The 20,092-nt window shown below is 41.9% G+C and carries 15 protein-coding genes; 10 read left to right on the top strand and 5 right to left on the bottom strand.

What is annotated here, in order from left to right:
• Positions 1-17: 17 nt before the first annotated feature.
• A complete protein-coding gene (locus tag L2730_RS05140; protein ID WP_248973967.1) occupies positions 18-4,298 on the bottom strand; it encodes an EAL domain-containing protein in 4,281 nt (1,426 codons plus the stop codon).
• Between the two features lie 242 nt (positions 4,299-4,540).
• Positions 4,541-7,330 (bottom strand): insulinase family protein, encoded by a 2,790-nt coding sequence (locus tag L2730_RS05135; protein ID WP_248973615.1) that lies wholly within the window; start codon positions 7,328-7,330, stop codon positions 4,541-4,543.
• 403 nt (positions 7,331-7,733) lie between these two features.
• On the opposite strand from L2730_RS05135, the gene sixA reads away from it, so the two are divergent.
• On the top strand, positions 7,734-8,204 hold the full coding sequence (sixA, locus tag L2730_RS05130) for a phosphohistidine phosphatase SixA (protein WP_248973614.1): 471 nt from the start codon (positions 7,734-7,736) through the stop codon (positions 8,202-8,204).
• A 70-nt stretch (positions 8,205-8,274) separates the two neighbouring features.
• Here sixA and smrB read toward each other — a convergent pair whose 3' ends face one another.
• A complete protein-coding gene (gene smrB / locus L2730_RS05125) occupies positions 8,275-8,805 on the bottom strand; it encodes an endonuclease SmrB (RefSeq protein ID WP_020913193.1) in 531 nt (176 codons plus the stop codon).
• Between the two features lie 79 nt (positions 8,806-8,884).
• Between smrB and prmB the strand changes: the two genes are divergently transcribed.
• The 7 genes from prmB (at position 8,885) to L2730_RS05090 (ending at position 15,148) form a co-directional block, all read left to right on the top strand.
• A complete protein-coding gene (gene prmB / locus L2730_RS05120) occupies positions 8,885-9,829 on the top strand; it encodes a 50S ribosomal protein L3 N(5)-glutamine methyltransferase (RefSeq protein ID WP_220737600.1) in 945 nt (314 codons plus the stop codon).
• Positions 9,830-9,933: 104 nt separating this feature from the next.
• Complete coding sequence (gene aroC, locus L2730_RS05115; RefSeq protein ID WP_248973613.1) at positions 9,934-11,028, top strand: chorismate synthase; 1,095 nt, start codon at positions 9,934-9,936, stop codon at positions 11,026-11,028.
• Positions 11,028-12,209 carry an MFS transporter gene (locus L2730_RS05110; RefSeq protein ID WP_248973612.1) on the top strand — a complete coding sequence of 394 codons (1,182 nt, stop codon included), beginning with the start codon at positions 11,028-11,030 and terminating at the stop codon, positions 12,207-12,209. Before aroC ends, L2730_RS05110 begins: the two co-directional genes overlap by 1 nt.
• 47 nt (positions 12,210-12,256) lie before the next feature.
• Entirely contained in the window at positions 12,257-13,378 is a 1,122-nt protein-coding gene (locus L2730_RS05105) for an ATP-NAD kinase family protein (RefSeq protein ID WP_248973611.1), read from the top strand.
• A gap of 86 nt (positions 13,379-13,464) precedes the next feature.
• The gene (locus L2730_RS05100) at positions 13,465-13,734 is read left to right on the top strand and encodes a YfcL family protein (RefSeq protein ID WP_248973610.1); all 270 of its coding nucleotides are present in this window, start codon (positions 13,465-13,467) and stop codon (positions 13,732-13,734) included.
• A gap of 27 nt (positions 13,735-13,761) precedes the next feature.
• On the top strand, positions 13,762-14,289 hold the full coding sequence (locus L2730_RS05095) for an RNA methyltransferase (RefSeq protein WP_248973609.1): 528 nt from the start codon (positions 13,762-13,764) through the stop codon (positions 14,287-14,289).
• Between the two features lie 163 nt (positions 14,290-14,452).
• On the top strand, positions 14,453-15,148 hold the full coding sequence (locus tag L2730_RS05090) for a DUF3313 family protein (protein WP_248973608.1): 696 nt from the start codon (positions 14,453-14,455) through the stop codon (positions 15,146-15,148).
• A 51-nt stretch (positions 15,149-15,199) separates the two neighbouring features.
• On the opposite strand, the gene mnmC1 is transcribed toward L2730_RS05090, so the two are convergent.
• On the bottom strand, positions 15,200-17,074 hold the full coding sequence (gene mnmC1 / locus L2730_RS05085; protein ID WP_248973607.1) for an FAD-dependent 5-carboxymethylaminomethyl-2-thiouridine(34) oxidoreductase MnmC1: 1,875 nt from the start codon (positions 17,072-17,074) through the stop codon (positions 15,200-15,202).
• Positions 17,075-17,305: 231 nt separating this feature from the next.
• Between mnmC1 and fabB the strand changes: the two genes are divergently transcribed.
• Complete coding sequence (gene fabB, locus L2730_RS05080) at positions 17,306-18,517, top strand: beta-ketoacyl-ACP synthase I (protein WP_248973606.1); 1,212 nt, start codon at positions 17,306-17,308, stop codon at positions 18,515-18,517.
• Between the two features lie 128 nt (positions 18,518-18,645).
• Here fabB and L2730_RS05075 read toward each other — a convergent pair whose 3' ends face one another.
• Positions 18,646-19,818, bottom strand: coding sequence for an NAD/NADP octopine/nopaline dehydrogenase family protein (locus L2730_RS05075; RefSeq protein ID WP_248973605.1), 1,173 nt, complete (start codon positions 19,816-19,818; stop codon positions 18,646-18,648).
• A gap of 73 nt (positions 19,819-19,891) precedes the next feature.
• On the opposite strand from L2730_RS05075, the gene L2730_RS05070 reads away from it, so the two are divergent.
• Positions 19,892-20,092: hypothetical protein (locus L2730_RS05070; RefSeq protein WP_248973604.1), on the top strand; the 201-nt coding region annotated here is incomplete at its 3' end.

Here is a 20,092-nt window from a genome sequence, read left to right as displayed (position 1 = left end):
ATGTTTACATGGTTGAGTTATTGCGCTTTATTTAGTGAGACAGCTTTCAATGGCTTAGCATTGGTATCATTATGTAAGAGGTTGGTGAACTCATGTTCGGTGACTGCTTTGCTATAAATATAGCCTTGGATCTCTTCACATTTTAGTGCTCGTAAAATACTCAATTGAGACGTTTCTTCTACGCCTTCACCAACCACTGAAAGCCCCATGTTATGAGCGATAGTGATAATTGAATCGACCATTTTTAAGTCGCGATCGGATTTATCGATATCATCAACGAATGCTTTATCAATCTTAAGAGTATGGATTGGAAAACGCTTTAAATATGACAACGAAGAGTAACCGGTACCAAAGTCATCGAGGGCTAAACTTACCCCCATTTTTGATAGCTGCTGCATCACTTTTATCGCTTTCTCTGGTTCACGAATTACCGTTCCTTCGGTTATTTCAAGTTCTAAGTTTGCTGCTGGCAACTGAGTTAGGCGTAACACAGATTCAATACGCTGTTGAAGATCGGGCAGAGCAAACTGCTTTGATGATAAATTGACCGCCACACGTCCGTTAAATAACCCTTGGGAGCGCCATTTTTGCGCTGCAAAACACGCTTTCTTGAGGACTATATCACCAATCTCAACGATGAGTCCGTTCTCCTCGGCTAGCGGGATAAAGCTGTTAGGCGGAATTAAGCCATGCTCGGGATGGTTTAAGCGAACCAGTGCTTCCATACCAGCCATATTACCTGTTTTCAAATCTATTTTTGGTTGGTAATACACTTCAAACAGATCATCTTTAATGCCTTCACGAATAAGGTTTTCTACCTCTAACTGTCTAATCGCATTCTTGTTGAGTGATTCTGAATAAAATTGATAGCGATTACCTCCAGCAGATTTAGCATGGTACATCGCAATATCGGCTTTACGCAGCAGGGCTTGTTCATTTTGATCATCTTCAGGGTACAAAACGATACCGATACTAACCCCAACCACGACTTTTTCAGCGGACAGTTGAAAAGCGGTTTCAAAGGCGTGGATGACTGTTTTCGCGATAACTGCGCTTACGCCTATATCAGGGTTTTTATCAATCAAAATAGCGAACTCATCTCCGCCTAAACGATAAATACTGGTGTGATGCGGCACGGCGGCTTGAATTCGCTCAGAAACAAGAATAAGCAGTTCATCGCCGACTTGATGACCCAAGGAGTCGTTAATTTTCTTAAAGTTATCAAGATCCAAAACCATTAATGTATGGTGAGAATCTCTTTTCACCAAGTTACCGAGTGTCACCATAAGGTTAGAGCGGTTGGGGAGGTTGGTTAGCAAGTCGTTATTGGTAAGCTTTCTTAGCTCCTCTTCCTGCTGCTTACGTCGACTGACATCAGAAAAAATACCAACATAGTGAGACAATTCACCCTGTTCGTCGTAAATGGCATCGATAGTTAATTCCATTAAAAAGCTGGTGCCATTACCACGAGCTGATTCGACTTCATTACTCCATCGACCTTGCTGCTTTAATATAGAACGGATCTGTTCGGAGTAACTGTCTGGATAAAGGTCAAAATTAAACAGTGTGCCAATAAAATCTTTTTTACTTAGCATTGAAAGGTCGCAACAGGCTTCATTTACCTCTACAAAACAGAACTCGCTATCTAAAATAAACATACCTTCAGAGATATTTTGAATCGCCCGCTCAAAAAGTCTCAGTTGCTCTTCAGCTTGTTTAAAATTACTAATATTTTTGATCGTACCTGTCATACGCAGTGCATTGTCATTCTCATCGCGCTCGACAATTTTGGCACGATCCAAAATCCACACCCAGTCGTCAGACTTGCCTTTAACTCGGTACGCCGCTTCAAAATGATCAGTCTCGCCATAGAAATGCTTATTCAAGGCATCGCGCACTCGAATTTGGTCCATAGGATGAATATTACTCTCTTCCCCCTCTTGACCAGAGCGTTGACCATCTCTTGGAAATTCTAACGAGCCCCAAATATTTGAGCGATATATTTGTCCTGTCTCAATGTCCCAATCCCACATCTCATCACCACTACCCCACAGTGACAGTTTCAGCCGCTCTTCACTTTTAGCTATCTGTCTTTGAACCACCCTTCTTCTCATCGAAATTTTTATTATTGCAATGGATATTAAAAGCACGACTAAGAAGTATAAAGCTTTAGCTGGAGTTGATAACCACCACGGAGGAGTGATTTCTATTTTAAGTGTTTTTTCTTCTCCAGCTTGTCCTGTAACAGGATCGATTGCGTAAACCGCAAATTCATAATCATCGGGTGATAGATTTGTATAAGTTGCAGAGTTAATTCCTTTAGAGTTGATAAGTGAATCTGAAAGGCCGCGCATTTGGTAGATATAGCTAATATTTTTAAGCGAACTTTTAGGACTGTTAAATGTTAATGTAAAAGGATAATCAGAATATTTTATTGTTATTTTCTCTGTTACGTTTATCTTTTTATTTAGGATGCTACCACTTGTGTTTTCAGGGATGTTAAATATTAGGAGCTCATTTAAATTCACTTCAGGTGACTGATGCTCAGACAAGTATTGATTTAATCTTTCTGTAGATAAAATGCTAATACCTAATATCCCCCCAATGTATATGTTTTCATTGTCATTTAGGATTGCTTGAGCATTATATTCATCTTGAATTCCTAGTTCCTTATTTAAAATGTAAGTGCTCCCATCTTCTTTGTTCCTAACTATAATTTCTTTTATAGATGTCGCTATTATATATTTAATGTTTTGAGTGATGGAAAATATAGGTTTATCGTTGTTGTAAATTTCTTTGACTAGTTTTGTATCTTCCTCTAATTCTAGTAAGCTTGTTCCTGTTCCAAATAGGATTTTATCACCAAAGGTATTAACACTAACTACTAATTGCTTTGTATAAAGTGGTGTTACAAAGCTATTGTCCAGCTTAAATAAACCTCCTTGAGTTGCAATCAATAAACTACTCTTATATTCTTTTATATCAAATATTGGGTTTCCAAGGTCGACATTGTATTCTTGTATGAAACCAGTATCTAAATAGTATTGTAATATTTTTCCAGATGTTGAGCCAACGAATAAACTACTACCATCGCTTTTAACTTTTATTGTGAAAAATGTACCTCTAACAATAGTCTCTAGCGCACCTGTTTGAGTATTTAAAGAAGATAGTCCTTTAGTACTGGCTATGTAAATCATGTTGCTAATTTGAACTGCTGACTTAGGCCCTTTTGCCTGAGAGTCATATTTACTCAAAAGTTTAAATTCTGGATTAAATATACGAATAAATGGGTCGTCAGCTGCAACAATTATATTTGATTTTTGCGTGGAAGATACAGACCAAACATTACCATTGTCGATTAAACGACTTCTAACTAAGTTGCTATTGTCATCAATGACTATTAGTCCACTATTTTGGTTTAGTATGAAGGTTTTTGTTAATCCTCTTATTATTTGAGGGTGCTCTAAGTTCTTCTCAGGTATATTGATTTCACCAAGTGATTCAGGGCTTGATATTTTATCAATGTTGAAAATAGATCTCTTATTTAGCCCCAGGTTAAAGTTTTCATTATTTGCCGTGCTTATGTATGATTTAGAACCTACTTTTGACCAAGAACTATTGTTATAATTGAAAGTTCCTTCATCTTTAAATGCATAAAGTTGGTTGTTGATAATGCCAATGGAATTAACTTTTTCATTTATTAAGGTAACATCATTAGAAATGGAGTAAATATCACCGGCATAGTTTCTAATAACCATTTCACTCTCAAAGAAAAGTATTTTTTTTACAGAACCAAAATCACCTGAATATTTATTTTTCAATAGTAATTTGTTATTACTGAGTTGACTCACAATATAAATAGCATTTTCGGTTCCAATAAAAATGTTGTCATCATATTCATGTATTGTCCATATAGCTTCACTTATTTCAAATCCTAGACTTTTTGAGGCTATAAATTTATCTTGGATAGGGTCATAAACTGATAAACCTTTATCTGTTCCTATGTACATAGCTCCAGAGTGGCTAATATATAGGCTGCGAATGAAGGCGCTTGCTAATTCATTTCTTTCTGAGGGAAAGTAATGGCGAAATTCATTACCATCGTACCTGTTGAGTCCATTGACGGTTCCTACCCAGACATAACCATCAGCATCTTCTACTATAGAGGTTACATTGCTCTGGGAGAGCCCCTCAGGTACACCTAACGATACAGAGTTTAGCGTAAATGCTAAAGAGGGCTGTATCGGGACAAAAGAGGCGAGCAAAAAAAGTACAACTTTTAGTAATGTCTTAGGCATATTTTTAATTTTATTTTTAGTCAATGTCATAAGGCAACAGGGGATAATACTCACTTTTTCAGAAAGTGAAGTCATTGTCAAAAACCTTCGTGTATTTTGTAGCTAATTATCATTATTAGTGTCCTTTCAGTATGATATCTGTCCATTTAGCTTGTTTTTAGTGTTTCTTGTTCCCTTTAGCCCTGGATAACGAAGTGGCTCGGCTTTATCTATGCCACAAGTTATCATTGAAATTATAGTCGTTAGTAATCAAATTGTTCTGCTTTAAGTTTGAAGGCTCTAAGATCTAGAATCATATTGTTGGACTCTAGTGGAGTTTGATCTTGATGAGACTCTCCAGTGCTAAACAGTACCAGTCTGTCGCAGTGCTTAGTACGCATTTTGTTCATAATGAATTTGATTAAATCAGAACGTGTTAAGGTTTTAATTTGCGCGACTACTAGTTCGCGTTGGTTAAACTGAAAGTCTTTATTACCTATGCTTGACCAATAGCGCTGACTGCGCGTTTTAAGGTTTGAGTCGTGCTCCATCACTTGGTTAATTAGACCTGTTTTGGTCGCTTCCCATTGCTCATTGGTTATTTGTAAGATGGCATAAGTAAAGTCTGCGATAAACTCGTCAATGGCCTCGAGCAAAATCTGTGGGCCCGTGCTAGGCGATTGGATATAGAAAATGATACCGGGGTAGCGATTAAGAGGTAGGTATCCCGTTCCTACCATATAGCCTAGCTGCCTTTGGGTTCTCAACTCATGGAAAAAGGTTGAAGACATCGTATGGTTTAGCAGACTTAACACTGCCATATTATCAGGAGTCGCGGTATCAGACTGATAATAGACAATAATACTACTGTCTTGGTGTTCGACTGGGATCTCTCTTAACAGGGTACCTTTATTCGTGAGATCAATTAACTCTCTGGAAGACTCTGCACTCGGAGAGGTTACTAACGATAGGATTTTATCAAGTTTAATACCAAGTGCTTTTGCTTCACTCTCCAACCAGTCACCGTAAACCAAGCCCTCTAGATGCACCTTTTCATAAAAACTTTTGACATGTGCATGCAGATCTTCAAGGGTTATCTCTTCCAGAAATTCAGCCATACGGGCTGGTTCAAAGCTGCGTTTTTGCAACGTGACAGTCAAGCTGGTAAAGAGCTGGGATATTGGCTTTGCTTGAGTATGGTTATACCAACTGCGTAATATTTGTCTTTTAATTAGTTCGAAACGACTTTGGGTAAAGTTTCGTTCTCGTGCTTTTTCAATCACAAGAGATAACAGCGCTTGTTGTTTGCCGGTGAATCCAGTTAAGTGAAGCGTTATACCACCTTGATGGGGATAGATATTATAGCTAAGCCCGGCGACTTCAGCCTGATAGGTGAATTCGGTTAAGTAATCGAGCAGCATCTCAACGTATAGTCTTGTTAATGCTGCGTGCTTTGGCGAGGCGGCTGCTTGAGCTGAGTCTAATGATAGATACAAATGCCCTTTAGGGACATTAAACTCATCATCTTTTCTGTGCCAGATCCGATAACCATCTTCTTGAGCAACGACTTGGGGGACAGTGCCATTGCTTTTCTCCGCTCTGGCTACACAGTGATCGATAATGAATGGATTTGCTGCTGGTAGTGTTAATTCGGGGCGTACATTAGGCGTTGACCAACGTGTTAAATCATCCAGGGGAATTGGTCGTATTTGATAAGGAGAGTGGTACCAAGCGGCTTGTTTATCAGTATCAAGTTCAGGAGCAATAAGCTGTAACCGCATATTAGTTGGTGTCATCAATGCCAAAAGCTGCTCTGTTTCAGCAAGGTTGAGACCATCCATTCGATAATCGCCGTATACAACATCTTCAATATCGTAGTGGTGCATGTTTATGCTTAAATGGCTTGCTAAATCTAATGCTTTTACTTGCTCTTGGTATTGAAACGCGACCTTGAGTAACGCAGCTCTTTCACCGTATCGCCAATCTTCAAGTCCATGTTCTTTAATCAAGGCAATATATTCAAAAGCACAGTCAATAACGAGCTTGAGGTTGTTTAAACCTCGGTCTGTCAGTTGAATACTGATATTGTAATCTTTGAAGTTGTAGCCATTAATACCGCCACCTGCAGACAGGTTATTCGCAAGACCTTGTTCTTTCAAGTAAGAGAGTAAACTGCCTTTTCCTTCGTAGCCCAGAAGATGGCTGATAAACGTCAATGGTTTGTGTTTGTAGAAAGTCTCAAGGGCCGGTAAGGCAAATGTAATCGCAATTCGTCTTTGCTCTTTTAGCGGGACGATATTGATTTTTGATTGAAGCTGTTCGGTTAGATAAATAGGCGTGTCCGGGTACTGCACTACTAATTTACGATGTTCTATTTGGCCAAAATAACGCTCAGCTAGTTTGACTAATTCATCTAGTTTGTTTGGCGCAACAATGCACAACGTCATTTTGTTTGCGCTGTACTTCTCTTTATAAAAAGCGATTAACTCAGCTCTTAATTCTGATTCATCGCCTGCTAATGTTTCTAAATTGCCGACAGAGAACTTTGAAAATGGATGAGCTGGATTGACGGTCTCTTTTTGCACCTGATAGACACGACGAATATCGTCCTTTAGCTTCATGCTAAATTCTGACTCAATGGCATGTCGCTCTCGCTCTACTAGCGCGACATCGAACAAAGGCGCGACGAAAAACTGACTGAACCTGTCCAGTGATTCTTCAAATTGTGCAGCGTTAATGCTATAAAAAAAGTTAGTGTGCTCAGTGCCTGTCCAGGCGTTATTACTGCCGCCATGCTGGTTAATAAAGGCTGAATACTCGCCAGCTTGAGGAAACTTCTCTGTCCCCAAAAAAAGCATATGTTCAAGAAAGTGAGCCATGCCAGGGCGAGCGACAGGATCGTCGAAATGACCTACAGCTACTGCCATCGATGCAGCGGCTTCGGTTGACTGACAATCTTCGACTAGCAGTACCGATAACCCATTATCTAAGGTTAAGCTACGATACTTGCGGTGGTCATTTGGACTAGTGATAACTTTTTTGTTTGTTGGCAAAAGTATTGCTCCAATGGATCGAACAGCATAAACCTAGATACTTATTTTAGTAATCACTTACAGATAAAGCACGGGTAAAACCTAATTCCCATCAAGTAGCTGCATGACTTCTTGGCGGCTAAGCATGTGTTGGGAGGTGTTCAAGTTTGCTGTAATAACTTAACTTGCCATCATTTTTACTTATCTTCAAACACAAGCTGGCTAAACAGTAAATAAACCTTTCTGTTTGGCTAAATTTGGGGCAATTTTAGCTGGGTAGTTGCAGGAACGGGTAACAATGGTATTTATCCTAAAGCGTGACTATGTGCTATTCGACTAATTATTAACAAAAAACGGTATGTTGCTGTCAATATTCAGACTACAATTAGCCAATAACAATAAAAATTGGGAGTAGCCACGAAGTATGCAGCTATTTTTAATGCGACATGGTGAAGCAGGTTTTAATGCACACTCAGATAGAGAGCGTACATTAACTGACTTAGGCCGCCAGCACACTGGCTTGATGAGTAATTGGTTAGGGCAGAGCGTTACTGAATTTGATTTAGTTTTGGTGAGCCCATATTTACGTGCACAACAAAGTTGGCAAGAGGTGCAGAAGCACTTTCCAAAGCCTAGAAAATGGCTAACCCTTGATGAACTTGTTCCTGCAGGCGATCCTGCAACTGTCGCCGATACCATTGTTGCCTATGCTGAACACTATGAAGCAGACAATGTACTGGTTTTAGCGCATATGCCGTTATTGGGTTATTTAGTGAGTGAATTGGTCCCAGGGATTGAGCCACCACTGTTTGCGACTTCAGGTACCACACTGATCACAAAGACAGCAGGGAATACGTCATTAGAGTGGCAGTATGCGCCGCATATGATTGGTTAATAATGTTTTAATTGATAGCTTAAAAATGAGTCCAAATGGACTCATTTTTTATGGCTGTAAAATCATTTTCTCAACGACGATAAGGAAGATCGCCGATGTCGATGAGTACCAGTAAGGCTGCATCACCACCCCATTCTTTAGTCGCTTGGTGGAATGCTTTTACATGGGGATGCTGCGCTAACCACATCGGAATATTCTGCTTTAAAATCCCAGTTCCATGGCCATGCATAATGCAGCAACAGTGACTTTGCTGTTTTACACAGGCTTGGATCAGTGCTGCAAGTTCTAGCTTTGCTTCTGATTGCCGCATACCGTGCAGATCTAATAAAAGATCTGGAGCGTAATCGCCACGTCGCAGACGCTTAACCTCAAAGCTATCAACATCGTCTCTTGCCCACTTCATTGGACCATTTTCTGGCAGCAAAGGTTGATAAGTATCTGAAAAGAAGCTGTCAGCGTGTAACTGTTGCTCTTTTTCTTCAACGACTTTGCGATCTTTCGGTGCAGTTTTGAAGTGGCGTTTGTTTTGCTCCAAAGGTTTCATGCCCTTTGTCAGCTCGGCAAATAGTGCCAATTCATCTTTATCTGTTTTTTTATTCATAAGGGTATTTTATTGAATCCGATGCCATATGAATAGAGTTCAGTTACAATGAGTCGGAATAAAAACGTTGGAGTGAATTTTGGATAAGATTTTTGTTGATGAAGCCGTTAATGAATTAAGAACTATCGGTGATATGTTGCGCTGGGGCGTCAGTCGTTTTAATGATGCAAATATTTACTATGGGCACGGTACTGACAATGCTTGGGATGAAGCTATTGCCTTGGTATTTCATGCATTACACCTGCCAGAACAGCTTGGCCAACAAGTCATTCACTCTAACCTGACGATCAGTGAAAAACACAAAATCGTCGAGTTAATCATTCGCCGAGTAAGGGAGCGTTTGCCTGTTCCATATCTTACTAATAAAGCGATGTTTGCTGGTTTAGAGTTTTATGTTGATGAAAGAGTGCTGGTTCCACGTTCACCAATTGCAGAGCTGATCGCTAACCGCTTTAGCCCTTGGTTATATAACAAGCAAGTTAATCGAGTGATGGACCTATGTACGGGCAGTGGCTGTATTGCCATCGCCTGTGCTTATGAATTCGAAGATGCTGAAGTCGATGCATTGGATATTAGTGATGACGCGCTAGAAGTAGCGCAGATTAATATCGAGACACTGGGCGTTATGGACAGAGTCTTCCCAATGGAGTCGGATCTATTCTCTGCGATTCCAAAAGGCCCACAGTACGATTTGATTGTATCAAACCCTCCGTATGTTGATGCTGAAGATATCGGCGATATGCCTGATGAGTATCATCATGAGCCTGAAATCGGTTTAGCGTCTGGTCGTGATGGTTTAGATTTAACCAAGCGTATCTTGGCTAATGCCGCGGATTACCTCACAGAAGATGGCTTGTTGGTGGTTGAGGTGGGTAACTCTATGGTGCATATCATTGAGCAATTCCCTGATGTGCCATTCACTTGGGCAAGCTTTGAAAATGGTGGTGATGGGGTGTTTATCCTCACACGCGACCAGCTAGTTGAGAATGAATCACTATTCGTTATCTACAAAGATAGTGAATAATAGCGGTTAGCCACCTAGCTTAATGTGGCTGCTATATGTGAGTGCCTACTTCTTTTGTGGAGTAGGTACTAATCTAATTATGAAAATTGAGGTGTAGAAAACCGATGTCGGGAAACAGTATTGGGCAAAATTTTGTCGTCACTACATTTGGTGAGAGTCACGGAGTCGCCTTAGGTTGTATTATTGATGGTTGTCCTCCAGGTGTTGAGTTAAGTGAAGCAGATATGCAGCACGATCTAGACCGTCGCCGACCAGGAACCTCTCGATATACTACTGCTCGTCGTGAACCCGATGAAGTGCGCATCTTATCTGGCGTGTTTGAAGGACAGACAACAGGAACTTCAATTGGGCTTTTGATTGAAAATACTGACCAGCGCAGCAAAGATTACTCAAACATAAAAGATCTGTTCCGTCCTGGTCATGCTGACTACACCTACCTGCAAAAGTATGGCGTGAGAGATTATCGTGGCGGTGGTCGTTCATCGGCGCGTGAAACTGCTATGCGAGTGGCTGCAGGCGCAGTTGCCAAAAAGTATTTGAAACAAGTTCATGGTGTAGAGATTAATGCCTACCTGTCGCAGCTTGGACCAATCAAAGCTGAAGCTGTTGATTTTAAAGAGATAGAAAAAAATGCATTTTTCTTCCCTGATGCGTCAAAGCTTGAAGCTTTGGATGAGTTTATGCGTGATCTTAAGAAGAGCGGCGACTCAATTGGCGCTAAAGTGACCGTGGTAGCAACTGGCGTGCCTGTTGGCTTAGGTGAGCCGGTTTTTGATCGATTAGATGCTGAAGTGGCACATGCTCTAATGGGCATTAATGCGGTAAAAGGCGTTGAAATTGGTGATGGTTTTGAAGTGGTCAACCAAAAAGGTTCTGAGCATCGTGATTTGATGTCACCTGAAGGTTTTGCTTCCAACCATGCTGGCGGCATACTCGGTGGGATCTCTTCAGGCCAACCAATTGTTGCCCACATTGCAATGAAGCCTACTTCAAGCATTAGCGTGCCTGGCGAGAGTATGACGGCCCAAGGTGACTCAGCTGAAGTGGTCACTAAAGGCAGGCACGACCCTTGCGTAGGCATTCGTGCTGTACCTATTGCAGAAGCAATGTTAGCGATAGTATTAATGGATCATTTACTACGTCACCGTGCACAGAATATGGATGTGAATAGCAGTACACCAGTTATCGGAATGCGTTAATGTTTCAGCCCAAAAACACAGAGCAGCAATTACGCTGGCTCTGTGCTTGTTATTTCTTCTTTTTTTCTATTCTTGGCGTCATGGTGCCTTACTTAGGCGTATTTTTTGATAGCCGTGGCTTTAATGCCCAAGAGATCGGTTTTCTGCTCGCCATTTTAATGGGCACTCGCATCATTGCCCCTAATCTATGGGCCATTGTTGCTGATAGAACGGGCATGCGTTCAGAACTCATTAAAATTGGCGCCGGCGCAGCAGCTATCTCTTACCTTAGTTTTTTCTACGATGGCAGCTTGACCTATCTTGCAATCAGTCTTGCTATTTATACCTTCTTTTGGAACGCTATATTGGCGCAATTAGAGGTTATTACCTTAGAAACCCTTGGCGAAAACGCAACACGTTATGGCGCAATTCGTAGTTGGGGCAGTGTTGGTTATATCGTTTTAGTGGTTGGCGGTGGTTTTGCTATTGGCCATTGGGGGCCACAAATTCTCCCCTATATCGGCATGGCACTCTTTATTGGTATGTTAGCTAGCGCATTGCCGCTACCGGCAAACAGAGCAAAGGTAGAGAAAGAGGTAAAGCGGCAACCTATCGCATTTAACAAAGCGGTTATTTGGTTTCTTATTTCAGCCATGTTGCTGCAGATGAGTGCTGGTCCTTTTTATGGTTTTTTTGTTTTATATCTAAAGCAGGCCGGTTATACCGAAGCTGTGGCTGGTATCTTTGTTGCGTTGGGAGTGGTCGCCGAGATAATAATGTTTATGTATGCTCCTAAGCTGCTCGGTCGTTTTGGGGTTAAGTTTTTACTGTTTATTAGTATCGCACTGACTGCCGTACGTTGGTTGTTGCTCGCTTTTGGGGTCGACAGTTTAGTGTGGTTAAGTTTGAGCCAAGTGTTGCATGCTTTCACCTTCGGGCTAACACACGCCGCATCGATTCAATTTGTACATAAGCACTTTGATATCAGTCGACGTAGTCAAGGGCAAGCGCTTTATGCCAGTCTAAGTTTTGGTGTTGGTGGTGCATTAGGTACTTGGTTATGCGGCATTATTTGGGGAGATGGCACTGGGGCAGTGACGACTTGGGTCTTTGCTGCATTTTGTGCAGTACTGTCAATGATTGCAGTGTTGTTTATCCCTTCATCGAAACCTGAGGTTAATCGTGAATTGAGCGCAGTCTAATAGGCATTTTATAATGGTGAGTCTGGCTTTAAATGGAGTTTGTCTAAGTGAGTAAGTTTCGTCTTGGTTTGATTATTAATCCACTTGCAGGCTTAGGTGGAACTGTCGGCTTAAAAGGCAGTGATGGCGTTGCAGAAATAGCATTAGCGAAAGGCGCTGAGCCAAAGTCTCATCTGCGAATGGAACAAGCTTTAAACGTTGTTTTACCCTATCAAGACCGAATAGAGGTGATAACTGCTTCTGGTGATATGGGAGAAACGCTGGCGCGAAATATGGGCTTTAATGTTCGCGTCGTTTATCAGGCACCGACTGACACCGCTGCGCAAGATACTCAGGCTGTTGTGACTGAACTGCTCAACGAAACATTAGATCTATTGTTGTTTGCGGGTGGTGATGGCACTGCACGAGATATTTACGCGATTGCTGACGATAATATCCCTGTACTTGGAGTGCCGGCTGGGGTGAAGATCCATTCAGGTGTTTATGGGATCACTCCTCATGCATCAGGCGTGGTGCTGAAAATGTTACTCGAAGGAGAACTTGTTAGCTTAATGAGCGCTGATGTGATGGATATCGACGAAGCTGCTTTTAGAACGGGAGTCGTTAAAGCTAAGTGCTTTGGCGAAATGCTGGTACCTGCAGAGCCTCGCTATGTGCAAGCGGTGAAAATGGGTGGCAAAGAAACCGATGAACTCGTGCTTGCAGACATAGCCGCTGAGGCTATTGAGCTAATGGAAGATGACCTTATTGTCATCGGTTCTGGCAGCACGGTTGCTGCTGTCATGGAAGAGCTTGGACTCGAAAACACCTTACTTGGGGTTGATCTCATTCAACAGCAGCAATTGCTGGCGAGTGATCTGTCAGCTGAAGAGCTACTTAAACTTACTGAAAACCAGTCGGTTAAATTGTTTATAACTCTTATAGGCGGGCAAGGCCATATATTAGGTCGAGGTAATCAACAGTTATCACCAGAGCTGATAAGACGAGTGGGCAAGAGCAATATTGTTATTTTGGCGACAAAAACAAAGCTAAAAGCACTTGAAGGACGGCCACTAATTGTGGATAGTGGCGACCCTGAATTAGATAAAGAGCTAACAGGTTATTATAAAGTGGTGACTGGCTATCACGATTATGTGATGTATCAAGTGGCCAACCCAGATTTAGCCTAGCTAACAAGACTGCATTAATTGCGTCGAATACCGTTAATTATTACCTATTGGAATAAGCCCAATAGTTTGAGATTGTGGAGCACTCAATGATAGATAAGTATGAGCAAACCCTTCAAGATTGGATAGAAAGCATTGTTGCTGAAGGCGACGATGATGCCCTATTTGCCAGCGGATACCTACAAGGGCACTTTGCGGTAGTGCTATCAAAACTAGAGAATGAAAGCGATCAAGGCACTCAAGCTTTAGCATTGCAGATGGTTGAATGTTTGGCTCTTGCTAGAGAAGAGCTTGATGATAATGACTACGCTCTTGTTAATGATGCCTGGTTACAGTTAAGCAGTAAACTGGCCGCTTGAGCCTGCCATGTTTGAGTTATTAAGCTTATGAGTATTCAGGGATATAGCGCGATAGGGTTATTAAACCCTAAAAGCCCTACCAATGTCGGCGGCATAATGCGTGCAGCGGGTTGTTACCGCGCTGATGAGGTTTTTTATACCGGTAGACGTTACCCATTAGCCGCGAGTAATGGTAACGCACAGTATAATACCGATACTAAAGCGGCGAGCGAGCAGATCCCACTGACTGGGGTCGAGTCTCTTATTGATGCCGTTGCTGCTGATGTGACTGTTGTTTGTGTTGATTTGGTAGAGGGAGCTATCCCGCTGCCTGAGTTTGAGCACCCAGACAAGGCGATATATATCTTTGGCCCAGAAGACGGCACTATTAGCCAACAAGTGATTAATCGCGCCGATGCCGTTGTATATGTGCCGACAGTGGGTTGTATGAACTTAGCTGCATCAGTTAATGTTTTACTGTATGACAGACTGGCTAAATCAGCTGCTACCGTCACTGGTGATGAGTTGATCCGTACTAGTCGTGATACCAATAATCGAGTTAAAGTAAAACGGTAGTCCTGAGAGTGCTAAACATATATTGAGCCACAGCTAAGACTGTGGCTTTTTTGTGGTTTTAATTTACTGTACTAATTGCTTATTTGTTTTCAATGCAACATTGACCTAGTCGAAAATAGCAACCATATTTAATTTGAATCTCGTTTACTAAAGGACTGATTAAATGACGCTATTTTTAAAGGGGTGTTTGCTACTATTTATCGTACTCACAACAGGTTGTGCGACAAAAACACCAACATTAGAGACAGGCCCGGATGCTCAAGTGACCAAAGACGGTTTAGTTAAAATCGACAACTCAGTATTGGATCTCTCTTTTGCAAGACCTAATGTAGACTGGGGCAAGTATACAAAACTCTATTTTAAAGCCGCTACAGTCACCAATGACCACCCCGCAGATTATAAACCACCACGAATAGATAGAAGAGCTGATGGACTAAATGCCACCTATGAGCTCCCCGAAAAAGCACTAAAAAAGATGTCGACTGAGTTTGGTGTTATTGTCACCAGTGTGTTTAATGAAGATCAGCCTTTCGAGCTTGTCGATAAAGCAGGACCTAACACTTTGGTTATTGAGGTGGCAGTCACTGATATTCGATTAAGTGCACCGATAGAGAGTTCTAGGCGTAGTTATAGCTCGATGGGTAAAACTTACACACAAAACTCCGGTTCTATGATGTTGCTTGCCGTCGTGAAAGATGGTCCGAGTGGAGAAGTGCTAGCCAAAGCTGCCGATCGTGGTGAAGGATTTGATCAATGGCAGCAAAATACTCAAGTCTTCAATTGGGGCGACGTTAAAACCGTCTATCGTCGTTGGGTTAATGACTTTAAGAATGCCCTAATGATGGCGGGTGCTGAGTAGTTTAAACAGTCAGACGCCTTGAAGGGCGTCTGACTATAAGTTATTTGGCAACTAACTAACCTCTAACGCCTTACCTTTAAGCAGCTTTCGCATCCACATTCGGTTCGGATTTAAAAGCGCGACAAATTCCGTGCTGAGTGGCATGGCTTCACCGCAGATCTGAGCGGCTAATGCTTCAGCGGCTAACAGGCCTGAGCTTAAGCCTCGAGAACCTAGTCCACCTAAGATGTATAAGCCTTTGTGCACTGGAGCAGGCGTATTTTGCCAAAACTTTCTACTTGCAGGAGTGAGTTGGTGATTATTGTAGAGCGACATGATTGCATCTAGGTCAGGAGCGGGTCCCATCATAGGAGCATGATCGCGAGTTACCATGCGCACACCGACTCGGGCACTGTGTTTGGATATATCTATGTCGCGGTTCCAATCTTTATCTAAGTAGCTATGTTGGATCTTGTGTAGATTATCGACTTGCTCTTGTGGGCTATAAGCCAAGTTGTCGGCATCTTTAACATAACTCGCGCCTAAACAGTGCTGGGCGTTATTCACCGGGGTCATGTAACCATGGGCACATAATACCGTACTGAGTTTAGATAGCTTAGCTCTTGTTGGAGCATGGCTAACTTGACCTCTAAAACCTGTGACTTGTAGATGTTTAGTCTGCTCAAAGCGAGTAAGAGACTTACCGTTGGCAACTATCACTGTTTTATAGGGGCCTAGGCGTTGTTGTTTATTGACTAAAAACCAACCTGAATCGGACTTTTCAAGTGCCGTTATCTGAGTGTTTACTCGCACACTAACATCAGATAAATGCTGCGCTCGTTCAAATGATGCTTGGGTGAGATCTTGCGGTGCGACCCAGCCACCTAAAGGGTAAAAAATCCCAGCTTCATTTATCTCTATGCCTGCAATTTCGCTTGACTGCTTTTCATCAACGGCAAGGGCTATATCGTCGTTCCACGGATGTCCGTTGATTATCTTCTGTACTCGCTTTCGGCTTCGTTCATCATGGCCAGTATGCAGTACGCCGCAGAGGTCAAAATCTATCGGATACTCGTGAGTAGCAAGTGTGTTTAGGCGATGCAAACTAAAGAGATAGGCCTGCTGGAAATACTGACTTAAGCTATTATTATCAGGTGTGAGCAATGGGTAGATAGCGCCTTGTTTGTTACCTGATGCCGCTTGAGCCAACTCGCTATCTTCACAAAATACACGGATTTTTTTATGTCGCTCTGCCAGCGATAAAACTAAACTAGCACTCGCAATTCCACCCCCTATTACGGCAATCTCAGTAGTACTTTCTGCAGTTTGAATAGGGTAGGGAGCTTGTTGACTTGACTGCTGAGCTCGCAAAGCCTGCCGCTCCATTAACAGAACATTATCGATATCTATTTGGCCTGAACTTCTGATTGAGTTTTCAAAAATAAATCCAACCATATTACTTAGTGTTAGCAGTTTTTGTTGAGTCTCAATGGACAGCTCATCAGATATTAGGCAGTGACAATTATCTTGACTGTGTTTGGCCATTTGCCAAAATAACGCTTGCGAAATCGATTGTGTTTCAAATCTTGCGGTGCACAACCAATGAGAAATTAAGCTGTTGCAGAATGGCAGTTGACGTAACTGCTGCTCATAATCACCTAAGTGGAAATCTATAATGAAACTGCCATGGTTAAGCTTTACTCGTTGACAGCCTTCTATCGCGACGAGATGAATTTCTGGACGAGTCTGTAATAAGGCCTTAAATACTCGGTCAATATGATCATCAATAGCACAGAAAACCTTTAATGTTAGCGAACAGTCTTTAGTTGAATGCAGTTTTATCAGCTCTAAAATCTGGCTTACAGAGCCTGAACCGAGCATCGCAATGGAGATATGTTCGCTGTTGTTAGTCGCTAAGATTGACCTAATATTGTTACTGACTGTCATGGTTACGTCTTTAATGTTAAATTAAACCCTCACAAAAACAGGGTAGGATATTTATAACTTGAGCTAAATTGTACATTTTTATGCTGCAATTTAGGTGAGGTTTTCACGCTATGTCTCAATTTAGGCACTATTTTTGTGTTCTTTATGGAAAGCTGACCACTTAAATGGGTTAAAAGCGATACCATTAGCGCAGCAAAATGGGTACTACCTGTATAGAATGGATAGTTAATAATGAAAAGAGTCGTGATCACCGGCTTGGGCGTTGTCTCAAGTATCGGTAACAACAAGCAAGAAGTCACTGAATCATTGAGAGCGGGTCGTAGTGGTATTACCCACTCAGATCAGTTTGAAGAAATGAAGCTGCGCAGCCATGTTTGGGGCGATATCAAGTTAGATCCTAAAGAGCACATTGATCGTAAAGCATTACGCTTTATGGGTAATGCTGCAGCATACGCCTACATAGCAATGGCTGAAGCGATTGAAGATGCAGGACTAACCGAAGAACAATATTCAGATCCACGGGTCGGTATTATTGCGGGTACCGGCGGAGCATCTTCTGCTAACCAAGTACAAGCAGCTGATACGTTACGAGAAAAAGGTGTGAAGCGCGTTGGGCCATATATTGTGCCACGCATCATGTCGAGCACAGCCAGTGCTTGTCTAGCTACACCATTTAAAATCAAAGGCATGAACTACTCAATTAGTTCAGCTTGTGCAACAAGTGCACACTGTATCGGCCATGCCGTTGAACTTATCCAAATGGGTAAGCAAGATATGGTATTTGCTGGTGGCTCAGAAGAGGTCGATTGGACCCTGACTATGGGCTTCGATGCAATGGGTGCATTGTCTACTAAATACAATGACACACCGGAAAAAGCATCACGTACTTATGATGCTGACCGTGACGGTTTTGTCATTTCAGGCGGTGGCGGAATCGTTGTCGTTGAAGAGCTTGAGCATGCACTTGCTCGTGGCGCTAAAATCTACGCTGAAGTCATTGGTTACGGCGCATCATCAGATGGCTACGACATGGTTGCTCCGTCAGGAGAGGGGGCAGTACGTTGTATGCAGATGGCTTTGGCTGATGTTGATACTCCAATTGATTACATCAACACCCATGGTACTTCAACACCCGTTGGCGATATGCGTGAGCTAGAAGCTTTACGTGAAACCTTCGGTGATAACCTACCAGCTATCGCATCGACTAAGTCGCTTACCGGTCATGCATTAGGTGCTGCAGGTGCTCATGAAGCCATCTACAGCTTGATTATGATGGAAAACAGCTTTATTGCGCCAAGCATCAATATCGATACCGTAGATGAAAAAGCGGCGGGTATGCCAATTGTCACTGAAATGCAACAGCAAGAGCTCAATACTGTAATGAGCAACAGCTTTGGTTTCGGTGGTACAAATGCAACGTTAGTTATGCGCAAGTATAAGTAAACGGCAGTTTGTCATCTATAAAAGGAAGCTTCGGCTTCCTTTTTTGTATCCGACTTTTCGCTGATATTGAATAATACTGATTGGTATTACTCTTTATGGGTAAAGCTCATCGGTATGCAGTTGTTTAGTTAAGCGATCAGTTTTGTGGTTGGTAACACGTTGCCGATGACAAAGTTTATTAACTCCTCTGTTGATAAATCACCTAAGCCTAATGATGTTAAGGTTCTACCTTCGGTAAAAAAGTCTCTGGCTAATATGCCGCCGCAGATCTCGATAAGTCGATTACATTCAGGCACATTAACTTCGAGTTTGTCTGCCAGTGATGATAACAACACTAGCCCCATGGGCACATCTTCCGTGACGTAGCGATTATCAAAACTATAAGGGCCTGGAGGAGATGAAATTTTGTAGCTTTCGAAAACGGCTCTAGGATCTTGATTCAAATCTTCTTCATTTCTAAACAGGCATGCGTTCAAATAAGGGATCGCTTCACAGCCAAGGGCTGTTAATACTGCCATCTTCTCAGCATCTAATTTTTCAATCATCAACCAGGCTATTTTTGTGGAAAGTGCATCACGGTACATATAGGGCACTTCGTCAGGATGATGCTTAGCACAGTACTCAAGCATCGGATACATCACATACAGGCCTATGGTATGGACGATGATATTGGGGTTGTGCAGAGCTGATTCAAATATATGCTTGCGAACATTATTCATTTCAATATTGTATGCAGGGAACAAACGTGACGCAATGGCCATGCCTTCTGTGGTTCTTGTGGCTGGGAAAAATGATAACGCATTTCTGGCATTTTTGAATAACACTTTTACGGTGCCGGGTTCGACAACTCTTGCGTCATTTGGTGTTGATTCTCCTTCCGCAAATATCGGATTATTTGAGCAATATTTCTTGTAGAAGATACTGCCGGCATAGCCCGGAATTAAGATAACAAGCTGATTATCTCTAAAATACTTTGCAATTCTAGCTGCCAAAGCATGATGGTATGTGGTTTGAATAAACACCATTATCACATCTGCGCCCTCAATGGCTGCTTTGGGATCTCGCGTAATCAATTCTAAAGGTTGAAAGGTTGTTTCTGCGTCATCAGCGCTATCGGTAAAATGGCCCTTTTTGGTGTTATCGATACAATATATCCCTTTGTTTTTGGCCATAGCTTCAAAATGGTCATCATGGGTAATACGGTTCGAAGTCTTCAGTATTGTTACTTTATGTCCTGCTTCTGCAGCCATAAACGCACAAGCAGAACCTGCATTACCGGCTCCAATTATGGTTATTTTCATTTAGGTTCCTTTGTCTTTCATTATATTCAAGATGTTATGGAGTCAAGCCTCTTGGAAATGTGGAAACGTGGAAATGTGGAAACGTGGAAACGTGGAAATGTGGAAATGTGGAAATGTGGAAATATGGAAATGTGGAAATATGGAAATGTGGAAATGTGGAAACGTGGAAATGTGGAAATGTGGAAATGTGGAAATGTGGAAATGTGGAAATGTGGAAATGTGGAAATGTGGAAATGTGGAAATGTGGAAATGTGGAAATGTGGAAATGTGGAAA

Origin of the sequence: Shewanella kaireitica (genome assembly GCF_023284045.1) — a bacterium.
GTDB classification, from domain to species: Bacteria; Pseudomonadota; Gammaproteobacteria; order Enterobacterales; family Shewanellaceae; genus Shewanella; species Shewanella kaireitica.
Note: the sequence above shows the minus strand (reverse complement) of the source record. Positions and strands in the feature narration are given on the sequence as shown.